Below are 20,532 nucleotides of genomic sequence, written 5' to 3'. Positions count from 1 at the left end.
ACTCCTCCCGGGCCGGCGTACCGGTCACCAATTGCTGACTCTGTTCGATTGAACGCCGTCCACGACGGCAAAGACGGGCAATGCGTGGCCGCGCCCGTTGACGCACTCCATGACGGCCCGGGCATCGCCCGACGATCCGACCTGGATGTAGTTGCCACCTCCGTCGAAGCGGCCATTGCTGTTATGGCACTGGACCTGATACCGGCCCGACGAGAAGTTCTTCACTTCGACATCGAACTTGTGACAGTAGCGATTGCAGCCCGCGTAGCCGTTGTACTCGGGTCCCTTGCGAAGAATGACTTCCCGCTGCGGCGGATTGGGCGGCGGCGGGGCGGCGCCCGCCCGGGCGCTCACCGTCCACGTCTGGGTCTGGCTCGCCGCGTCGCCGCTGTTGAGCCGGGTCGTGGCGCGCACGGTGAGCGTGACCTGCTGGTCATAGTCCAAGCCGGTGACCCGCCCCGTCGAGGCGTTGAGCGTGCCTCGGTTCACGGAGACCGAAAGCTCCGTGGCGCGGCCGTTGTCATAGGCACTCGCGTTCTTGTTCCAGTTGAACGTCACGGATCTTTCCCCGCGGGCGCCGTTGCTACCGCTGCGTCCGCCACCATCGCGCGGGGCGCCGTACGAGCTCGTGCTGTTCGAGCCCGGACTCGGATCGCCGCCGCCGGCGGCATTGACCGCGCGGACCCGCCAGGTGTGCGCCGCGCCGTTGGCGTTGGTCGAGACCACGGCACCGGGGCCCGAAATGGACTGCCAGGCACCGCCGTCGGTCGAGTACTGGTAGCCCGTGATGGGAGAACCGTTGGATCCCGGGGCCGTGAAGTTCAGCCGGACCTCGTTGTTCCGGCCCGTGGCCACGGCGGTCGGCCGACTCGAGGCGAGCGGGCGCCCGTACGGCGTCACAGCCGTCGAGCGCGGCCCCTCGGGCGAGGCGCCGACCTTGTTGCGGGCCGTGACGGTGAAGCTGTAGGAGCCCGTGGTCTTCAGCCCCGTCACGGTCTGGGAGCGCGTGCTAGCGCCGATGCCGTCGATGGTCCGCACGAGGCTCGAGCCCTCGTAGACCGCGAGCGTGTAGCCCTGCAACGGCGCCCCGTTGTCATCCGGCGCGCTCCAGTTCACGTTCACCACACCGCCGTCGACGGCCGACTCCTGCCGCACCGCCGTCGGCGCGGTGGGCTGGAACGGCCTGCCCGCGGGGATCACCGTGGCCGAATAGCTGCTCCACAGCGACGGCTTGTCGGCCTTGTTCACGGCCTGGACGCGGAACTGGTAGGAGACGCCGTTGGTGAGCCCCTCCCAGGTGTAGGAGGTCCCGGTGATCCCCGTGACCTGGGCGACGCCGTTGGCGGGTGACGGGGAGATCTCCAGGGTGTATCCGCTCACGGCGGAGCCGCGGCTGACCGGGGTCGTCCACTGCACGGCGACCTGCTGGTCCCCGTACGTCGTGGTCGGAGCGGCCGGCTGCTCCGGCTCGACGTCCGGCCGCGCATCGGCGGAGGCCGCCGAGGGATCGGACTCGTTGACGGCGTTGGTCGCCGTGACCGTGAAGTTGTACGTCTTGTCGTTCTCCAGGCCGGCCAGCGTGCAGCTCGTCGACTCGCAGCGCTGCTCGAATCCGGAGCCGCGCACCGTGTAGTACTCGATCGGGGACCCGTTGTTCGCCGGGGCGTCCCAGCTCAGCACGGCCTGCCGGTCTCCCGTCGATTCGACGCGCGGCAGCCCCGGCGCCTCGGGCCGCCCCTTGACGTTGAGCGTGACGTTGCCCGTGACGTAGCGGTCCGGGTCCTCGGTGATGTCGCCGATCGTGTACTGCACCGTCATGGTGCCCACGAACGCCTCTCCCGGCGTGATCGCGAGCTGCCGCCCACGGATCTCGACGCCGCCGTCGCCTCCCGTGCCACCTCCGCCATTGTAGGCGTCGACGATCGTCAGATCGCCCTCGCCGGCGTAGGGGTTGTGGTCGTTGCGCAGCACGTCCACGATCTCGGTCCGGCCCTGGTGGGCGTCGGCCACGACGTCGTCGACGGCGACCGGGAGTTCGCGGTTGGAGGCCAGGACCGTGATCGCGACCGTGGCGGTGACCGGCGGGTTGTCCTCGTCCTCGACGCTGACGGTGACGGTCCCCGTGGTTCCCTTGGGGGTCTGCGCCGGGGCCGAGGCCGTCAGGTAGCGCCCGTCGACGAGGGCGACGTCGATGCCGGGCAGCTCGGAGTCGAGGAGCTTGAAGACGAGCTTCTCGAGGTCTCCTTCGTCGGGGTCGCTGGCCGAGGCGAGGAGGTCGAGCCGCTCGGCGTCCTCGCCCTGGGCGATCTGCATCGAGTTGGACTGCAGCGTCGGCGGCCGGTTCTCCTCGGGGCGCGGAAGCACCTTGACGGGGATGGAGAGCACGGCCGTGAGCCCGTCGGAATCGTCGGGGCCCGTGCCGTCGGTGACCTCGACCGTGACGGAGGCCGGCCCGGCGTAGTCGTCGGCCGACTTGAAGGCGAGCTCCGTGGCGGAGAGGACGAGCGGTCCCTGGTTCTCGGGGACGGCACGGACCTTGTCCTCGGCGGTGACGCGCGCGCTGCGCCCGTCGCGGACCTGGACGAGCTCGGGCAGCTTCAGCGGCAGGACCTCTCCGGCCATGACCTCGAGCGGCGTGTCGCTCTTGAGCACGGGCCGGGCCTCGCCTGATCCCGGCACGTGGACGAACGCGGTAGACGAGCCGCCGTCGACGTCGGTGATGGTGTAGGCGACGACCTGGGCGTTCGCCTGGACCTGCACGGCGAGCTTGCGGTCGACGATCCGCGTCGTCGCCGGGTTGTCCGGGAGGGTGATCTCGAGGTCGGAGATCCGGCCGTCGGGGTCCTCGTCGTTCTCGAGGATCGCGAGCGTGACCTCCTCCTTGCCGACGGTCTCCTGGAGGGACGCGCGGTCGTCGCGGGCGATCGGGGCGAGCAGCTCGGCCTCGGGATCGGACTGGACCGTCAGGGTCGCCGAGGCCGTTCCCCCGCGGCCGTCGGTGATCTTGTAGCGGACGGAGAGGGAGCCCTTCTCCGGCGGTGAGGTCACGACGATGCGCCCCTCGGAGACCTCGGCGTCGACGCCGTCGGAGGTCGAGAGGTCGTCGACGAGCGTCACGCGGTCGCCGTCGGGATCGGAGTCGTTGGCCAGGACGTCGACGGCGACGGGGCGGTCCGGACGGACCGTGATCGAGTCGTTGGCGGCGACGGGCGGGTTGTTGGTCGTGGACAGCGGGGCGATGCCGACCATCGCGGTGCCGGTGGCCCGGGCGCCGTGCCGGTCCTCGACGACGTAGCTGAACGCATCTGTGCCGCTGGACTCCTGTCCGGCGGTGTACTCGATCGCACCGCCGCGGACCACGGCGTTGCCGAGCCGCGGTGCCGTGCCGAGCTGGACGAGGGAGACGGAGTCGCCGTCCGGGTCGATCCCGCCGAGCGGGACGTCAATGACGGTCGTGCCGCCGGCGAAGACCCGGCCCTCCACCTGGACGGGGTTGGGCGGGGCGTTCTTCTCCAGGTCCTGCGGCTGGACCTGGAACGTGACGCGGGCGTTGGCCTCCTGGCCGTCGGGGCCCGCGACGGTGTAGACGACCGAGACCTGGCGTGGCTTGCCGTCGAACTCCCCGGCGCGGAAGCGCACGGTCTCGTCGGCGACGGAGACGAGCGAGCCCTCGCCGATGTCGTCGGCCTCCTTCAGCTGCGGGCGCAGCGTGAGCTCCGCGCCGTTGGGGTGGATGTCGTTGTCCAGCACGTTGACGGTGGCCACGTCGCCGGCGCGGACGACGACGGTGTCCGGGTTGGGGCGCGGCGGGTCCAGCCGGGGCGGGGCCGGGACGGGGATGACCGTGATCTCGCCCGTCGAGACGCCGGTGCCATTGGAGACCGAGTAGTGGACGGTCGAGGTGTCCGTGAGGCCGCGCACGTCGCTGATCCGCACGAAGCTGTTCCGCTCCACGGAGACGCCGTACGGCGCCCCCTCGGGCACGTCCGTACCGGTCAGGACCAGGACGCCGCCCGCCGGATCGGTGTCGTTGCCGAGGACGTTGACGAGGACGTCGCCGCCAGCCGGCAGCAGCGCGACGTCGCGCACGGCCACGGGGTTGCCGGTGTTGCTCTCGGGGTCGCGGATGTCGATCCGCACGAGCCCGGGGGCGCTGGAGGGGCCGTTGGTGGCCACGTACTTGGCGTAGAACGTCCCGGTCCGCGTCCCGCGCAGGGTGACCGTCCCGGTCTCCGTGTTGGCGGCCAGGTCGACGCCGTCGACGGAGTCGATGCTGGCCAGGCGCAGTCCGGAACCGGAGGGGTCGGAGTCGTTGTCGAGCGGCGAGAAGGTGATCTCCTCGCCGACGTTGGCGACGACGTGGTCCGTCGACGGCACGGGCGGGATGGAGGACTTGGCGAGGACCTCGACGACGATGCGCCCCTGGGTGCCCTCGCGCCCGTCGGAGACCTGGATCGTGACGTCCTTCTGGCCGACCGTCTTGCCGCTGTCCTGATAGGTCAGCGAGCCGTCGGGGCGGACCCGGATCGTGTCGTTGTCGGGGCTCGCCCCGCCGAGGAGCTGGAGGTCGTCGCCGTCGGGGTCAGACCAGTCGGTGAGCACGTTCTGCGTCACGGACCCGCCCTGCTGCACGCGCAGGGTCGTCACGCGCTCCTGGACGGGAGCGCTGTTCTGGTCCTCGGGGACGACGCGCACCGTCACCTGCCCGGGCGTGTCCCCGCCGCGGCCGTCGGAGGCCATGTAGGTGAACGACGTCGAACCGCTCGCGTCCTCGGGGACGACGAGCTGGAAGCCCGTGCCGTTGTAGATGCCCTGGAGGGTGCCGATGGACGGCTGCTTCCCCTCGAGCTTGGCCACGAGCAGGTCGCCGTCGGGGTCGACGTCGTTGAAGAGGACCGGGAGCGCCGTCGTGCGGCCGGCCCGGACGCCGAAGTTGTCCGGCTTGGTGATGGGCTTCTTGTTCTCCTCGGTCCGATTGGGCAGCTCGATCGCGTCGGTGATCTCCTTCGAGTCCTCCTTCGTCGACTCGCCCTTGCCCTTGGGCGGCTCGAGGTCGGACCAGTTGTTCACGACCTGCATGCCCTCGTTGACGAGCCAGACCTGCCCGCTCGAGACGTCGTTGAGCACCACGACGTCGCGGTTGACGCGGAACTGGAGCTCCGCCGAGCCGTCGAGGCCCGGGATCTGCGCGGCGTCGTCGTGCGCGTCGTCGTCGCAGTCCCGCACGTACTGGGCGCTGCCCTGCCACGCGGCATACGTGCAGCCGGCGACCCGCACCGGCTGGATCGGCGTGCCGTTGGATTCAAGCGGCAGATAGGCTGCCTCTCCCCCGCCGAGCGGTGCGACGGCGAGCTTGTTGCCGAGGGCGACGGCCACGCCGTCGGACTCCGGCCCGGGGGCCTGGAGACGGCCGCCCGCGGGGTCCACGACGCTGCCGCGGCGGCCCTCGGACGTCAGCAGGTCGCCCGAGGCGGCGTCGAAGACGACGGCGGTGTCCCCGACGACGGTCAGCTGCGGCTCGGCGAGCGTGGACAGGCCCTCGACCTCCTTCTCGCCCGCGGGGCTCGCGGTGCCGTCCTCGGCCACGGTGTAGCCGCGGAACATGTCGGCCCCGAGGTCGGCGACCCAGACGGTGCCGTCCGTTCCGACCTCGGCGAGCACGCGGCCTTCGGCGTCGAGGAGCGGTTCCCCGTCCTCCGCCGCGAAGCCGCTGAGCCCCTCGGTGCGGCTCGCGTAGACGATGCCGCGCTCTGAGTCGGTGACGGCGACGACGTCCCGGCCGAAGGAGAAGGTGGAGTTGGCGGGCATGGCGTTGTCGTCGGTGAACTGCACCATGGCCGGGTCGATCGTCGTGAGGGAGGCCTGCTCGAGGTTGCGGACGAAGACGCGGTCCGCCTCTTGCGCCAGATCGTAGTTCGGCAGCGGGGTCAGCACGCCGCCGTCCAGCACCTGGGACTGGTAGTTGAGGTGGCCGACCTTGTTCAGGGTCTTGTTCACGACCCACACGCCGCCGTCGTTCAGGTCGACGTCCGCCGTCTCGAAGCCGGGATAGATGATCGCCCCGGTCACCGCCAAGGCCGTGGCCGCGGTGACCGCGGCGGCCTTGAAACCGGTGGACTTGCCCGGTGCCGCTCCCCATCGGGACATGCTCATTACCCCCACGTCGTCTTCGTCGACCGCGGTGCGGAACCCGCTGCGGCGTCAAACGCGTTCGATTCTAACCGATGGAGGAACCGGCCACGATGGGGAGGACTCCCCATGCGCTCCGGGGCGCCGGCCGGGAGCCGGCCCGGCTCAGTCGAGATCGAGGGCGGATCCCCGGCCCGGGGCGAGCACGACGGGGTTGATGTCGCCGAAGCCGCGCACCTGGGTGGTCTCCTGCGGCTGCAGGACGAACCGCTCGTCGTCGGCGAGCGTCGCGGCCGTCAGCGAGTCCGTCAGGACGGTCCCCGGCTCGGCCAGGGCCGTGAGGCGCGCCGCCAGGTTGACGGTGGGGCCGTAGACGTCACCGAGCCGGGACAGAATGCGGCCCCAGACCATCGACACGCGCGTGTTGGGCAGCACCTCGTCGCGGGCGAACTCCTGCGAGAGGGTCAGCGAGATCCGGGCCCCGGCCTGCGGGGTCTCGGCGACGAAGAGGACCTCGTCGCCGATGGTCTTCACGAGCCGGCCGCCGCCGACGGAGATGATCTCCGCGCACTTGTTCTCGAAGCGCTGCACGAGCTGCGCGAGGGTGCGCTCGTTCATCCGGCGCGAGAGGCTCGTATAGGAGACGAGGTCGGCGAAGCCCACGGCGCGGGCGAGGGGCAGGGGGGCGTCGTCCTCCGAGCCGTCCCGTCCGGCGCTCGAGGACGCGAGCCCGGACTCGGCCCGGACGCCGAGCCGGTGGACGGCGGCGTTGAGCTGGCGCCGCCAGGAGTAGACGAGGATCTCCTCCATGGGCCCGATGAGGTCCGGCAACAGGCTCACGAGCCGGCGGCGGGCCTCCGGGTCGCTCAGCCCCTCGTTCTGCACCATGTCCTCGACGAGGGCCTCGATCTGCCACACGACCATGCGGTCGGTCATCTGGCCGATCGCACGCGTGATCGAGATCGCGGCCTCCTCCGTGAGCAGCCCGCTGCGGACGTTGCCGACGATCGTCAGGAGCGCCTCGCGGTCGCCCTCGGTGAACGCGACGTCGTCGTCCCCCAGGTTGGGGAAGCCCAGCGCCCTCCACAGCTTGCGCGCGCTGAGCAGCGACACGCCGGCCCCGGCGGCGACGTCACGCCGCCTCAGGGTGCGTTCGGCGCCGAGCAGGCGGCGTTCGAGGTCCTTCGCGGACTCCTTGACGGCCTCGCGGGCCAGACCCTGGGCGAGCGGCAGCGCCCGGGTGAACGGCCCCGCCTCCTCGCTGAGCCGTCCGGGCGTCTCCGCGACGTGGTCTCCGGTTCGTCCGCCCGCGGCGTCGGCGGCTTGCGCCGGGGCGTCGGGTGCGGCCCAGGACCCGTCGGCCGCTTGCTGCCCGGCGGCCGGATCGTCGGCCTGCCCTGCGGCGTGGCGGCCCCTGCCCGGAGCGGGCTCGGGGATGATCGGGAGCGCGGAGGCCTCGGTTCCCACCACGGGAAGAGGAGCGGTCGCGGGAAACGGCTCGTGCCCGTCCCCGTGCCGTGAGTCAGCCATTCCCCGTCCAATCCATGTGTTGTTCAGTCTCCAGTTCTACACCATCGAACATGACGGTCCGGGGCAGGGCCTCGATGGCGTCGTAGACGAGATCGCGCAGCCGGTGCACGTCCGGCATGTCGCGCAGCACGGCGCTGCCCTGGGCCGTCGCGAGCGAGAGGTTTCCCGCGCCGCTGCCGCGCCTCATCAGGGACTGGCGGACGTAGACGGCCTGGACGAGCACGAGCGGGACCTCCCACTGCCGCCGCGACGAGAGGCCGCGCCGGAGCACGACGCGCCGGTTCGTCAGGTACGTCCACGTGCGGATCCAACGCCAGGCCGGCCACGCACACCACCACAGCACCAGCAGGGCACCGAGGACCGCGGTCGCGGCGGGCAGCACCTCGCGCAGCTGCGAGACCGGTTCGGGAAGCCCGTCGCGGCTCAGCCATCCGAGGGCCGCCGTGGTCGCCGGGACCAGCAGGAGCAGGACGACGACGGGGCGCGCCAGGACCGCGGGATGCGCCCGCGTCTTGGCGATCACCCGCTCGCCCTCGGCCAACCTGATCCGCACGTCCCGGCTCCTCCCGCTCTCGCTCCAAGTCTAGGCGGGCCCGGCGGCCCCGGGCTCAGGCATAGCGTCCGTCGGCACGGCGCAAGTGGACGACGTCCCCGGCCCGGACCACCTCGCGGCCGCCGCCCGCGAGCGCCAGTCCGAGTCCGCCGTCGTCCTCGAGGGAATCCGCCGTGCCCTCGAGGACGACGCCGCCCGGCAGCTCGGCGCGCACGGCCGCCCCGAGGGTCGCCATCCGCGCTGCCACGGCGTCGCGTAGACCGGCCGCCGGGTCCGCGCCGTCGGAGAGGAATCCCCGGTAGAGCCGGGCGGTGGTGCGCAGGTACGCGGTGAGCACCGCGGTGGTGCCGGCCGTGGCGCCCTCGAGCGCCAGGCTCGTGGCGGTGGGCACGGGCAGCTCGTCGGCGGTGAGCAGGACGTTGACCCCGGCGCCGACGACGACGGCCGGGAGCGGTCCGGCGGGGACGAGCTGCGCGAGGATGCCGGCGACCTTCCGCCCGCCGACGAGGACGTCGTTGGGCCACTTGACGCGGGCGTCGAGGCCCGTGCAGTCGCCGATCGCCTCGGCGAGCCCGAGCGCGCAGAGCATGGAGAGCCAGCCGTAGGACTCCGCGGGCAGCGGGGCCCCGCCGAGGGAAGGCCGGAAGAGGACCGAGACCGCGAGCGAGCTGCGCGGCGGCGCGGACCACCCGCGCTCGAGCCGGCCGCGCCCCGTGGACTGGAAGTCGCTCGCGAGCACCGACAGGTCCGGCCACGCACCCGGCTCCGAGCCGGCAGCGGCGGCGAGGTCGGCATTGGTCGATCCGGTCTCGGCCACGGTCTCGATGCGGGCGTACGGTCCGTCGGGCGCCAGCAGGGCACCGCGGAGGGCGTCGGCGTCGAGGGGCGGGCGCTGGGGGGTCGCGTTCATGGACTCCAGACTAGGCGCTCGGGGCGCGGGCCTCAGAGGAAGATGTCGGGAACGAGCGGCGCCCCGGCCGGTCCGGAGCGGTAGGCCTCGAGGTCGGTGATCCCCTCTTCCGCGAGCACCTGCTCGTCGGTGAAGAAGTTCCCGGTGCAGCCGGAGGCGGGACGGGCCAGGACGGCCACGGCGGCGTCGGCGACGATCTGAGGCGTGCGGGCGGCCTGGATGAGCCGCTCGCCGCCCGGCATCGCCCGGATGGCTGCCGTGTCCACGAGCGTCGCGGGCCACAGGGAGTTCACGGCGATCCCGTCGGCGCGCAGCTCCTCCGCGAGGCCCAGGGTGGTCAGGCTCATCCCGTACTTGGCCATCGTGTACGCGAGGTGGGCCCCGGCCCACTTCGGGTCCAGGTTCAGCGGCGGGGAGAGGGTGAGGATGTGGGCGTTGTCCGAGGCCCGCAGGGCGGGGATCGCGAGCTTGGACAACAGGAACGTGCCGCGGACGTTGATGTCCTGCATCAGGTCGTAGCGCTTCATCGACACGTCCGGCGTCGAGGAGAGGTCGATCGCGGACGCGTTGTTCACGACGACGTCGATCCGGCCGAAGCGCTCGAGCGTGGCGTCGACGGCACGCTGGACGTCGTCGTCGCTGCGGACGTCGCCGACGAGGGCGAGCGCGCCTCCGCCGGCCGCCTCGATCGCGGCCGCCGCGGTGTGGACCGTTCCCTCGAGGGTGGGATGCGGCGCGTCGGTCTTGGCCATGAGGGCGACGTCGGCCCCCTGGCGCGCGGCGGCCACGGCGATGGCCAGGCCGATGCCGCGGCTGCCGCCGCTCATCAGCACGGTGCGGCCCGAGAGCGGGCCGGAGGGGGCGTCGGATGCGTGGGGGTGTTCGCTCATGCGGACTAGGCTACGCGAGAACCGCAGCAAATGTTACCCGTGGGTAATAACGGTTTCCGCGCGGCAGCGGGCCCACGGGGCGGGGGCTATTTTGTAGGGTTCCTACAGCGGGCGCCTCAAAACGGCTCACTAGACTGGCGAGGACGGCATGCGCGTTGTGCCATTCCTACGACATCCACCAGACGGGAGCCACCGGCATGAGCGAAACCGGCACCGAGGTCAAGGCCGCGGCGATCGACCTGAGCACCACGGCGGGAAAGATCGCCGAGTTCCGCCGGCGCGAGGCACTGTCCCTGCTGCCGTCGGGCCAGGAGGCCGTCGACAAGCACCACGCCCGCGGCAAGAACACGGCCCGGGAGCGGATCGCCATGCTGCTCGACGAGGGCTCGTTCGTGGAGTTCGACGCCCTCGCCGTGCACCGCACCTCGGCCTTCGGCATGGAAAAGAAGAAGCCGCTCGGCGACGGCGTCGTCTCCGGCTACGGAACGGTCGACGGGCGCCAGGTCGCCGTCTACTCCCAGGACTTCTCCGTCTACGGCGGATCGCTGAGCCAGGTCAACGGCGAGAAGATCGTCAAGGTCCAGGAGTTCGCGCTGCGCAACGGCTGCCCCGTGGTCGGCATCAACGACGGCGGCGGCGCGCGCATCCAGGAAGGCGTCGCCTCGCTGGCCATGTTCGCGGACATCTTCCGCAACAACGTCCACGCCTCCGGCGTCGTCCCCCAGATCTCCCTCATCATGGGCCCGTGCGCCGGCGGCGCCGCCTACTCCCCCGCCCTGACCGACTACGTCGTCATGGTGGACAAGACGAGCCACATGTTCATCACCGGCCCGGACGTCATCAAGACCGTCACGGGCGAGGAAGTGGACATGGAGACGCTCGGCGGGGCGCGCCAGCACAACTCGACGACGGGCACGGCGAGCTACCTCGCCTCCGACGAGGCCGACGCAATCGAGTTCGTCAAGGAGCTCCTGGACCACCTCCCCTCCAACAACCTCACCGAGCCGCCGGTCGAGGACTTCGAGGAGGAGCCCGAGCTCACGGCGGCCGACCTCGAGCTCGACGCGCTGATCCCCGACTCCGCGAACCAGCCCTACGACATGCGCACCGTGATCGGGCACATCGTCGACGACGGCGCCTTCCTCGAGATGCAGTCCCTCTACGCGCCCAACGTGATCATCGGCTACGCCCGCGTCGAGGGCCGCAGCATCGGGATCGTCGCCAACCAGCCCATGCAGTTCGCCGGCACCCTCGACATCGCCGCCTCGGAAAAGGCCGCCCGCTTCGTGCGCAATTGCGACGCGTTCGGCCTGCCGATCCTGACGCTGGTCGACGTCCCCGGCTTCCTGCCCGGCAAGGACCAGGAGTTCCAGGGCATCATCCGCCGCGGCGCCAAGCTGCTCTTCGCCTACGCCGAGGCCACGGTCCCGAAGCTGACCGTCATCACGCGCAAGGCCTACGGCGGCGCCTACATCGTCATGGGCTCCAAGAAGCTCGGCGCCGACATCAACCTCGCCTGGCCGACGGCGCAGATCGGCGTCATGGGGGCCCAGGGCGCCGTCAACATCCTCTACCGCCGCGACCTCGCGGCCGTCGAGGCCGCCGGCGGCGACGTCGAGGCGCGGCGCACGGAGATCATCGAGGGCTACGAGGCCGAGCTGCTCAACCCCTACCAGGCCGCCGAGCTAGGCTACGTCGACGCCGTCATCGCCCCGTCGGACACGCGCCTGCACGTCGTCCGCGGGCTGCGGGCCCTGCGCGACAAGCACGCCTCGCTTCCGGCCAAGAAGCACGGCAACATGCCGCTCTGACCATCCCCACCCCGAAAGGAGAGACCGTGCAGCACGGAAACGGCACCACCGACGCGCCGGAGCAACCGCTCCTGCGCGTCGTCAAGGGCGAGCCCACGCCCGAGGAACTCGCGGCGCTCACCGCCGTCGTCCTGGGGCTCGGGGCCGACGACGCCCCCGGGGACGCCCCGGCGCCGGGACGCCGCGAGCGGCTCCGCGGCCAGGTCCGGCGCGGCCGCCAGCTCCCGGCGATGCCGGGCGCGTGGCGCAGCGGCCGCTTCTAGCGCCGCGGGTCGGACCCGGAGGATCCCGCCGGCACAAGCCTTCAACACAGGCTTCACATCGCGGTAGGGTTCTCCCATGACCCACATCACAGCCGAGGGCGGCCGCACGCCCACCGCCATCGACGCCGTCGCCGACGCCTACTTCGCCCGCCTCCTGGAGCTCGCCCCCGACTTCGCCACGACGCTCGGAGTGCCGGGGCGGGAGACGGAGTACTCGGACCTCTCCCCCGAGGGCGTCGCGGCCTTCGACGCCGCCGCGCGCGAGGCGCTGGCCGCCCTCGAGGGGCTCGAGCCCGTCGACGCGATCGACCGCACCACCCTGGACGCGATGCGCGAGCGGCTCGGCCTCGAGGTGGAGATCCACGCCACGGGCATCACCGAGCTGAACAACATCGCCTCGGGCTCGCAGGAGATCCGCGCCGTCTTCGACCTCATGCCCACCGACACCGAGGAGCAGTGGGGACACATCGCGGGCCGCCTCGCCAACGTCCCGGCCGCCCTCGAGGGCCTGACGGAGTCCTACCGCAAGAGCCTCGCCGAGGGCCACGCCCCGGCCAGGCGCCAGGTCGAGATCGTCATGGGCCAGGCCCGCGACTACGCCAAGGACGGCGGCTTCTTCAGCGCCCTCGCCGCCGACGCCGACATCGACGGCGAAGCCGTCGCGCCGGAGACGGCAGCGCGCCTCGCCGACGGTGCCGCCGCCGCGTCCGCAGCCTATTCCGCGTTCGCCGGATTCCTCGAGCGGGAGCTCCTGCCCTCGGCCCGGGAGAAGGACGCCGTGGGGCGCGACTACTACGCGCTCATGTCCCGCCGCTTCCTCGGGGCGGCCGTGGACCTGGAGGAGACCTACCACTGGGGCGTCGAGGAGCTGGACCGGATCATCGCCGAGCAGGAGCGGGTCGCGGAACAGATCAGGCCCGGCGCCTCGATCGAGGAGGCCAAGGCCGTCCTCAACGCCGATCCGGCCCGCCAGCTCAAGGGCACCGATGCGCTCAAGGCCTGGATGCAGTCCAAGAGCGACACCGCGGTGCGCGAGCTCAAGGGCGTCCACTTCGACATCCCCGAGGCCATGGAGCGCCTCGAGTGCCTCATCGCCCCGACCCAGGAGGGCGGCATCTACTACACGGGCCCCTCCGACGACTTCTCGCGGCCGGGCCGCATGTGGTGGTCCGTCCCGGCCGGCGAGGACGAGTTCACGACGTGGGCCGAGACGACGACCGTGTACCACGAGGGCGTCCCGGGCCACCACCTGCAGGTCGCCACGGCCACGTACCGCAAGGACACCCTGAACAACTGGCGGCGCAACGCCTGCTGGGTCTCCGGCCACGGGGAGGGCTGGGCCCTCTACGCCGAGCGGCTCATGCTCGAGCTCGGCTACCTCTCCGACCCGGGAGAGCACCTGGGCATGCTCGACATGCAGCGGATGCGCGCGGCCCGCGTCGTGTTCGACATCGGCGTGCACCTCGAGCTCGAGATCCCGCCGCGCTGGGGCGAAGGGACCTGGACCGCCGAGAAGGGCTACGACTTCCTTGCCCGCCACCTCGACATCTCCGAGGGCCAGTTGAAGTTCGAGTTCACCCGGTACCTCGGCTGGCCCGGCCAGGCGCCGTCCTACAAGGTCGGCCAGCGGCTCTGGGAGCAGATCCGCGACGCCCGGCGCGAGGCCGAGGGCGAGGCGTTCGAGCTGCGCGCGTTCCACACCGAGGCGCTCAACCTCGGATCGGTCGGCCTGGACACCCTGCGCCGGGCCCTGCTTCCGGCCGGCTGATACCGGCGCGGCCCCGCCGTCGTTCCCCCGGAGGACGACGGCGGGGCGCCGCGAGAGCTTGCCCACACCCTCTGGGCACGCGGAGGGCCGCGAACCGCGCGGAGCCGCGGATCCGGGCAGTCCGGCCCGGCGCGCCGGACCCGGCCCGGCGTCACACTTCTCAATCTCGGATCGCCGGGGCGTAGGGTGCGCGCCTACCGTCCCCGGGTGACTACTCAATCCACCGCACCCCGGCGCCTGCCCCGCTGGATGACCTCCTTCGGCCCGCAGATCATCGCCGCCCTCGTCCTCGGCGTCGCCCTCGGACTCCTGGCCCGTCAGGGCGGGCACACCGCCGACGCCCCGACCGCGCTCGGCGAGACGCTGTCCGTGATCGGCTCGAGCTACGTCAGCCTCCTGCGCTCGGCCGTGATCCCGCTCGTCTTCTTCGCCGTCGTCGCCTCGATCGCCAACCTCTCGCAGCTCGCCAACGCGGCCCGGCTGGCGTGGAAGACGCTGCTCTGGTTCGCCATCACGGCCTTCGTCACGGTCGTGATCGGCATCGCCCTCGGGATCGTGCTCCGCCCGGGCGCCAACACGGGCCAGGAGGCGCCGGCCGAGTACACGGGCCGGACCGGCGACTGGTGGGCCTTCCTGACGGGCCTCGTGCCGGGCAACTTCCTGGGCCTCGGCGCGAGCTCCAGCGTCGCCGACTCGGGCGCCGTCACGACCTCGGTGAGCTTCAACGTCCTGCAGGTCCTCGTCATCGCCGTCGCCGTCGGCATCGCGGCCCTCAAGGTCGGGCGCGCCGCCGAGCCGTTCCTCGCGTTCAGCGCCTCGATCCTCGCCGTGATCCAGAAGGTGCTGTGGTGGATCATCCGGATCGCGCCGATCGGCACGGTCGGGCTCATCGGCAACGCCACCGCCACCTACGGCTGGGACACGATCGGCGCCCTCGGCCGCTTCACCGCAGCCGTCTACGCGGGACTGGCCCTGGTCCTGTTGGTCGTCTACCCCGTCCTCGTCCGCGCCCACGGGCTCGGCGTGCGCCAGTACTTCACGGGCGTCTGGCCCGCCGTCCAGCTCGCCTTCGTCTCCCGCTCCTCGATCGGCACGCTGCCGCTCACGCAGCGCGTGACCGAGCGGAACCTCGGCGTGCCGTCCGGCTACGCGGCCTTCGCCGTCCCGCTCGGCGCGACGACCAAGATGGACGGCTGCGCCTCGATCTACCCCGCCATCTCGGCCATCTTCGTGGCCCAGTTCTTCGGGATCGAGCTGGACCTCGGCCAATATCTGCTCATCGCCCTCGTCTCGGTCCTGGGATCCGCGGCGACCGCCGGGACGACGGGCGCCGTCGTCATGCTGACGCTGACCCTGTCCACGCTCGGCCTGCCGCTGGCCGGCGTCGGCCTCCTGCTCGCCGTGGACCCGATCCTGGACATGGGTCGCACCGCCGTCAACGTCGCGGGCCAGGCCCTCGTCCCGGCGATCGTCGCGAAGCGCGAGGGCATCCTCGACATGGAGCTCTACAACGCGCCCCGCGGCGGCGACCCGTTCTCCGACGACTCCGCCCCGGCGCGGGAAGCGGGAGCCGAGGCCAACGCGGAAGCCGAAGCCGCCTCCACCCGCTGACCCGGGACGCCGTCCCACGTCGTCCCATCCCGGCACCGCGGCGCCGCGCCTTCCCCCGAAGGCGCGGCGCCATCGTCGTACCCGGTCCCCGGCGGCCCGGCGCGAGCGCCTGCCCGCGCCGGGGTTGACGCACGCCACGCTCCCGGGAATTGCACGGCGTGCAAACTTGCACGTAGTGTAACTTCGTGACCTCCTCCCCCTCCGCGGCACGCGTCGATGCGACCTCGCGCCGCGAACAGAACAAGATCGCCACGCGCGACGCCATCGCCTCGGCCGCCCTCGAGCTCCTGCGCTCCGAGGGATTCGAGGGCCTGACCGCCGACCGCGTCGCCGAGGCGGCCGGCGTCTCCCGCCGCACCTTCTTCAACTACTTCCACTCCGTCGAGTCCGCCTTGAACGTGCCGACAGAGCTCTTCCTCCAGCAGGCGCTGCAGCGGATCGACGACCAGGGCGAGGGACTCTCCATCATCTCCGCGGGCGTCGAGGCCATGCGCGGGCTCGCGGACCTCGAACACCTCGCCCCCGTCGCGGAGCTCTTCGCGCTCGCCGCCGAGGGTACGCAGCTGAACCGGCTCCAGCTCGAGGCCTGGCAGGACTGCGCCGACCAGCTCCTCGCCGCGATCGGCGAGCGCTTCCCGAGCGCGGACCCCCTGGGCTCCACGGTCTTCGCCCACACCATCATGGCGGCGGGCAAGGCGGCCTTCACCCATTGGCAGCGCACGCACGGCCGGGACCTGTCCGAGGCCTCGCTCCGCTCGCTCCAGGGCTACCTCGCCGAGGCCCTCGCACTCGTCGGCGACGGCTTCACGCAATTGACGGGGCAGCGCCCCTCCGCCCCCGCACACGGACAGGAGTCCTAGGACATGGCCACCTTCCTCTACCGCATCGGCCGCCTCGCCTACCGGCGCCGCTGGTGGTTCGTCGCCGTCTGGGCGACCCTCCTGCTCGGCGTCGGCGCGGCCGCCGGCGCCTTCATGGGCACGCTCTCGAACACGTTCACGATCCCGGGCACGGAGACCCAGCGCACCCTGGACCGGCTCAAGGACGAGCTCCCCGAGGCCGCGGGCGGCACGGGCTCGATCGTCTACCGCACCCTGGACGGCACCGCGTTCACGGCCGAGCAGGAGCGGGCCGTGAGCGATGCCCTCGCCGAGCTCGAGCGCCTCGAGGACGTCTCCCAGGTCAACGACCCCTTCGAGGCCCAGCGCCAGCTCGACGAGGCGGCACCCGCCGTCGAGGAGGCGCGACAGCAGCTGGCCGACGGCCAGGCGGAACTCGAGGACGGGCGCGCGCAGCTCGAGGACGGGAGGATCCAGCTCGCCGAGGGCCGCACGGAGATCGAAGACGGTCGCACCCGGCTCGCCGAGGGCCGGGCGGAGCTCGAGGACGGGCGGGCGCAGCTCGAAGCGGGCCGGGCCGAGCTCGCCCAGGGCCGGGCGGAGCTCGGTTCCGCCCGTGCCGAGTTGAATGACGGCCAGGCCAGGCTCGACGCCGGCAAGGCCGAGATCGCGCAGGGTCAGAGGCAGTACGACGCCGGAGCACGGCAGATCGCGGACGGCCGGTCCCAGCTCGCTGCCGGTGAGCGCCAGCTCGCCTCGAGCGAGTCCCGGCTGAAGCAGGGGCGCGCCGGGTTCGAGGCCGGAGTCGCGGAGCTCACCGGGGGCCTCGGCGTCGATACCCTGACCGAGGTTCCGGGGGCCATCCAGGAGCAGCGCCAGTTCCTCGACGACTCGGAGGCCGCGCTCGACGCGGAGCAGGCGGCGCTCGAGGAGCAGAAGGCCGCGCTCGAGGACGCCGGCCTGCCCGTTCCCCCGGCCCTCGAGGCCGGGCTCGAGCAGATCGCCGCCGCCCGCGCCGAGCTCGCCTCCGGACGCGCCGCGCTCGACCAGGCCCACGCGGGCCAGCAAGAGCTCACCGCCGCGGGGCGCCAGCTCGACGCCGGGGAGAAGGAGCTGGCCGCCGGGCGCGCCACGCTCGCCGAGAAGAAGAAGGAGCTCGACGCCGGGGCGGCCGAGCTGGCCGCCGCGAAGCGCAAGCTCGACGCCGGGCGGGCCGAGATCGCGGCCAACGAGCGGCGCCTCGCCGCGGGCTGGTCCGAGCTGGCCCAAGGCCAAGCCAAGCTTGACGCCGGCGCCGCCGAGATCGCCGCGAACGAGGAGACGCTCGCGGCCGGCGAGCGCGAGATCGAGGAGAACGCGGCCAAGCTCGCGGCGGGCGAGGCCCGCCTCGACGCGGAGGAGGCCAAGCTGCCCGACGCCGAGCGGCAGCTCGGCGAGGGCGAGGCGGAACTCGCGGACGGTCGGGCGCAGCTGGCGCTCGGCGAACGCCAGGCGGCCTCGACCCAGGGCATGCGCTTCGTCTCCGAGGACGGCTCCACGGCCGCGGTCCACGTGACGTTCACGGGCCAGGCCGACGCCCTCACCGCCGACGTCCGGGAGGAGATCCAGCGCGTCGCCGGGGCGCCGTCCGCCGTCGGCGTGGAGGCCCTGTACTCGAAGGAGATCGTCCAGGACATCTCCGAGGTCTTCGGCGTGGCGGAGATCATCGGCATCGCGATCGCCGCCGTCGTGCTGCTCGTCATGCTGGGGACGCTCATCGCCGCCGGCCTGCCGCTCGTGATGGCCGTGCTCGGCGTCGCGATCGGCGCGGGCGGCACGCTGGCCCTGTCCTCCGTCGTCGACATGGCCTCCATCACCCCCGCGCTGGCCCTCATGCTGGGCCTCGCCGTGGGGATCGACTACTCCCTGTTCATCGTGCACCGCCACCGCCGCCAGCTCCTCGACGGCATGGAGATGCAGGAATCCATCGGCCGGGCCAACGGCACGAGCGGCAACGCGGTGGTCTTCGCCGGCCTGACCGTGATCATCGCCCTCGCGGCGCTGGCCGTGCCGGGCCTGCCGTTCCTGACGGTCCTGGGCCTCTCGGCCGCCTTCACCGTGGCCGTCGCGGTCGCGATCGCGACGACGTTGACGCCGGCCCTGCTCGCCATCATCGGCACGCGCCTGATCAGCAAGCGCGCCTGGGCGAAGGCCGCCGCGCCGGGCGCTGCCGCCTCGCGCCACCAGAACGACGACGGGGCCCGCGGCTGGGGCGCCCTGGTGACGCGCCGCCCGGTGGTCTCCGCCGTCGCCGGCACGCTGCTCCTGCTGCTCGTCGCCCTCCCGGCGCTCGGCCTGCGGACCGCCCTGCCGGACGGCAGCGCGGAGGCCGAGGGCTCGAGCGCGCTCGCGGCGTACGAGACCATCAGCGAGACCTTCGGCGGCGGCTACAACGGCCCCATGCTGGTCCTGGCCGACCTCCCGGCCGGCCTCGACGAGGACGGCGCGACGCACGCGGCGCTCGACGTGGCCGACGAGCTGCGGGAGATCGACGGGATCGTCGCCGCCGTCCCCGGCCTGTTCAACGAGGACCACACGCTCGCGGTCCTGCAGCTGATCCCCGAGGAGGGGCCCGCGAGCGAGGCCACCGAGCAGCTCGTGCACACGATCCGCGACGCCGCCGGTGCCATCGAGGAGTCCACGGGCGCGCAGATCGCCCTGACCGGACAGGTCGCGGCGCAGATCGATGTCTCGGAGAAACTGGCCTCCGTGCTCCCGGCCTACCTCGGGATCGTGATCGGGCTCTCGCTCGTGCTGCTCCTGCTGGTCTTCCGCTCCGTCGTCGTGCCGCTCCTGGCCACCGCCGGGTTCCTGCTCTCGCTCGCCGCGGCCTTCGGCGCCACGGTGGCGGTGTACCAGTGGGGCTGGCTCGGCGGGGTGTTCAACGTCCACACGCCGGGACCGATCATGAGCTTCCTGCCGATCCTGCTCACGGGCATCCTGTTCGGTCTGGCGATGGACTACCAGGTGTTCCTCGTCTCCGGGATGCGCGAGTCGTTCGCCCACGGCGAGGATCCGCGGGCCGCCGTGCGCTCGGGCTTCTCCCACGCGGCGCCGGTCGTCACGGCCGCGGCGCTCATCATGACGAGCGTCTTCGCGGGATTCGTCTTCTCCCACCTGACGATGATCCGCCCGATCGGCTTCGCCCTCGCCGTGGGCGTGCTCGTGGATGCGTTCGTGGTGCGGATGACGATCACCCCGGCCGTGATGCACCTCCTCGGCGCCAAGGCCTGGTACATCCCGCGGTGGCTCGACCGGATCCTGCCGGACGTCGACGTCGAGGGCGCCAAGCTCTCCGCGGTGGGGCCGGCCGCGTCCGGGCCGCGCGGCGACGGCGGACCCGGCGGGGACGGGGGACCGGACGGGGACTCCGACGGCGGCAACGACTGGTTCCCCTTCGACGAGGAGTCCGCGACGCCGGCCCACGGGACGGCTAGGGTTCAGGCATGAGCCATGACAGCGACACCGCCGGCGAGGCGCTCCTCGTCCTCGCCTCCGCCTCGCCCGGACGGGCCCGCATCCTGCGCGACGCGGGAATCGGCTTCGACGTCGTCGTCTCCGACGTCGACGAGGACGCCGCGCTCGCCGCGGCCGTCCAGCTGCACGGGCCCCTGGATCCGCACGACACGGCACTGACGCTGGCCCGGGCCAAGGCGGAGGCCGTCGCGACGCTCGACGCGGCCGACGGCGCCGTCGTGCTGGGCTGCGACTCCGTGTTCGAGTTCGACGGCGAGGCGTTCGGCAAGCCGTACACGGCCGAGGTCGCGACGCGGCGCTGGGAGGCCATGCGCGGCCGCTCCGGCGTCCTGCACACGGGCCACTGGCTCATCGACAACCGCTCCACCGAAGAGGACGACGGCGGAACGGGGGCGACGCTCGGGGCCGTCGCCTCGGCGACCGTGCACTTCGAGGACGTCTCCGACGCCGAGATCGAGGCCTACGTCGCCACGGGCGAGCCGCTGCCGTGCGCGGGGGCGTTCACGATCGACGGGCGGGGCGCCGCGTTCCTGCGCGGCATCGAGGGCGACCCGCACGCCGTCGTCGGGCTATCCGTCTCCACGCTCCGCTCCCTCCTGGCCTCCGCGGCCCTCGGCGTCACGGAGCTCTGGGTCTCCGAAGAGCGCTGACTTGTAGGGTCCCTACAAAGATTCGCCGGCGACGCACGGCTTGGGCGGGGATACTGCGTTGA

Annotated in this window: 12 protein-coding genes; 7 read left to right on the top strand and 5 right to left on the bottom strand. The window is 72.3% G+C overall.

The annotated features are described in order from the left end of the window. Window positions 1-24 precede the first annotated feature (24 nt). From AC0QR5_RS01620 to AC0QR5_RS01600, 5 genes are all read right to left on the bottom strand, one after another. On the bottom strand, window positions 25-6,147 hold the full coding sequence (locus AC0QR5_RS01620) for an Ig-like domain-containing protein (protein WP_329859833.1): 6,123 nt from the start codon (window positions 6,145-6,147) through the stop codon (window positions 25-27). Between the two features lie 147 nt (window positions 6,148-6,294). Continuing rightward, on the bottom strand, window positions 6,295-7,659 hold the full coding sequence (locus AC0QR5_RS01615) for an adenylate/guanylate cyclase domain-containing protein (protein ID WP_329859831.1): 1,365 nt from the start codon (window positions 7,657-7,659) through the stop codon (window positions 6,295-6,297). After that, window positions 7,652-8,212, bottom strand: coding sequence for a PH domain-containing protein (locus AC0QR5_RS01610; RefSeq protein ID WP_329859829.1), 561 nt, complete (start codon window positions 8,210-8,212; stop codon window positions 7,652-7,654). Before AC0QR5_RS01610 ends, AC0QR5_RS01615 begins: the two co-directional genes overlap by 8 nt. A 55-nt stretch (window positions 8,213-8,267) precedes the next feature. Further along, a complete protein-coding gene (locus AC0QR5_RS01605) occupies window positions 8,268-9,122 on the bottom strand; it encodes a biotin--[acetyl-CoA-carboxylase] ligase (RefSeq protein WP_329859828.1) in 855 nt (284 codons plus the stop codon). Window positions 9,123-9,154: 32 nt separating this feature from the next. Further along, entirely contained in the window at window positions 9,155-10,012 is an 858-nt protein-coding gene (locus AC0QR5_RS01600; RefSeq protein ID WP_329859826.1) for an SDR family oxidoreductase, read from the bottom strand. Between the two features lie 197 nt (window positions 10,013-10,209). Here AC0QR5_RS01600 and AC0QR5_RS01595 point away from each other — a divergent pair, with 197 nt between their 5' ends. The 7 genes from AC0QR5_RS01595 (at window position 10,210) to AC0QR5_RS01565 (ending at window position 20,470) form a co-directional block, all read left to right on the top strand. Further along, window positions 10,210-11,823 (top strand): acyl-CoA carboxylase subunit beta, encoded by a 1,614-nt coding sequence (locus tag AC0QR5_RS01595; protein WP_329859825.1) that lies wholly within the window; start codon window positions 10,210-10,212, stop codon window positions 11,821-11,823. 26 nt (window positions 11,824-11,849) lie between these two features. Then, the gene (locus tag AC0QR5_RS01590) at window positions 11,850-12,086 is read left to right on the top strand and encodes an acyl-CoA carboxylase subunit epsilon (RefSeq protein WP_329859824.1); all 237 of its coding nucleotides are present in this window, start codon (window positions 11,850-11,852) and stop codon (window positions 12,084-12,086) included. A 76-nt stretch (window positions 12,087-12,162) separates the two neighbouring features. Continuing rightward, the gene (locus AC0QR5_RS01585) at window positions 12,163-13,854 is read left to right on the top strand and encodes a DUF885 domain-containing protein (RefSeq protein WP_329859822.1); all 1,692 of its coding nucleotides are present in this window, start codon (window positions 12,163-12,165) and stop codon (window positions 13,852-13,854) included. 249 nt (window positions 13,855-14,103) lie between these two features. Then, window positions 14,104-15,465, top strand: coding sequence for a dicarboxylate/amino acid:cation symporter (locus AC0QR5_RS01580; protein WP_329859906.1), 1,362 nt, complete (start codon window positions 14,104-14,106; stop codon window positions 15,463-15,465). Between the two features lie 185 nt (window positions 15,466-15,650). Further along, entirely contained in the window at window positions 15,651-16,325 is a 675-nt protein-coding gene (locus tag AC0QR5_RS01575; protein WP_329859821.1) for a TetR/AcrR family transcriptional regulator, read from the top strand. A gap of 3 nt (window positions 16,326-16,328) precedes the next feature. Then, window positions 16,329-19,793 (top strand): MMPL family transporter, encoded by a 3,465-nt coding sequence (locus tag AC0QR5_RS01570; protein WP_329859820.1) that lies wholly within the window; start codon window positions 16,329-16,331, stop codon window positions 19,791-19,793. Then, complete coding sequence (locus tag AC0QR5_RS01565; RefSeq protein WP_329859819.1) at window positions 19,790-20,470, top strand: Maf family protein; 681 nt, start codon at window positions 19,790-19,792, stop codon at window positions 20,468-20,470. Before AC0QR5_RS01570 ends, AC0QR5_RS01565 begins: the two co-directional genes overlap by 4 nt. Window positions 20,471-20,532 lie beyond the last annotated feature (62 nt).

It is taken from the genome of Arthrobacter sp. J156, assembly GCF_056172865.1.
The sequence above is the reverse complement of the archived record's forward strand: the minus strand, read 5'-3'. Positions and strand labels throughout refer to the sequence as shown.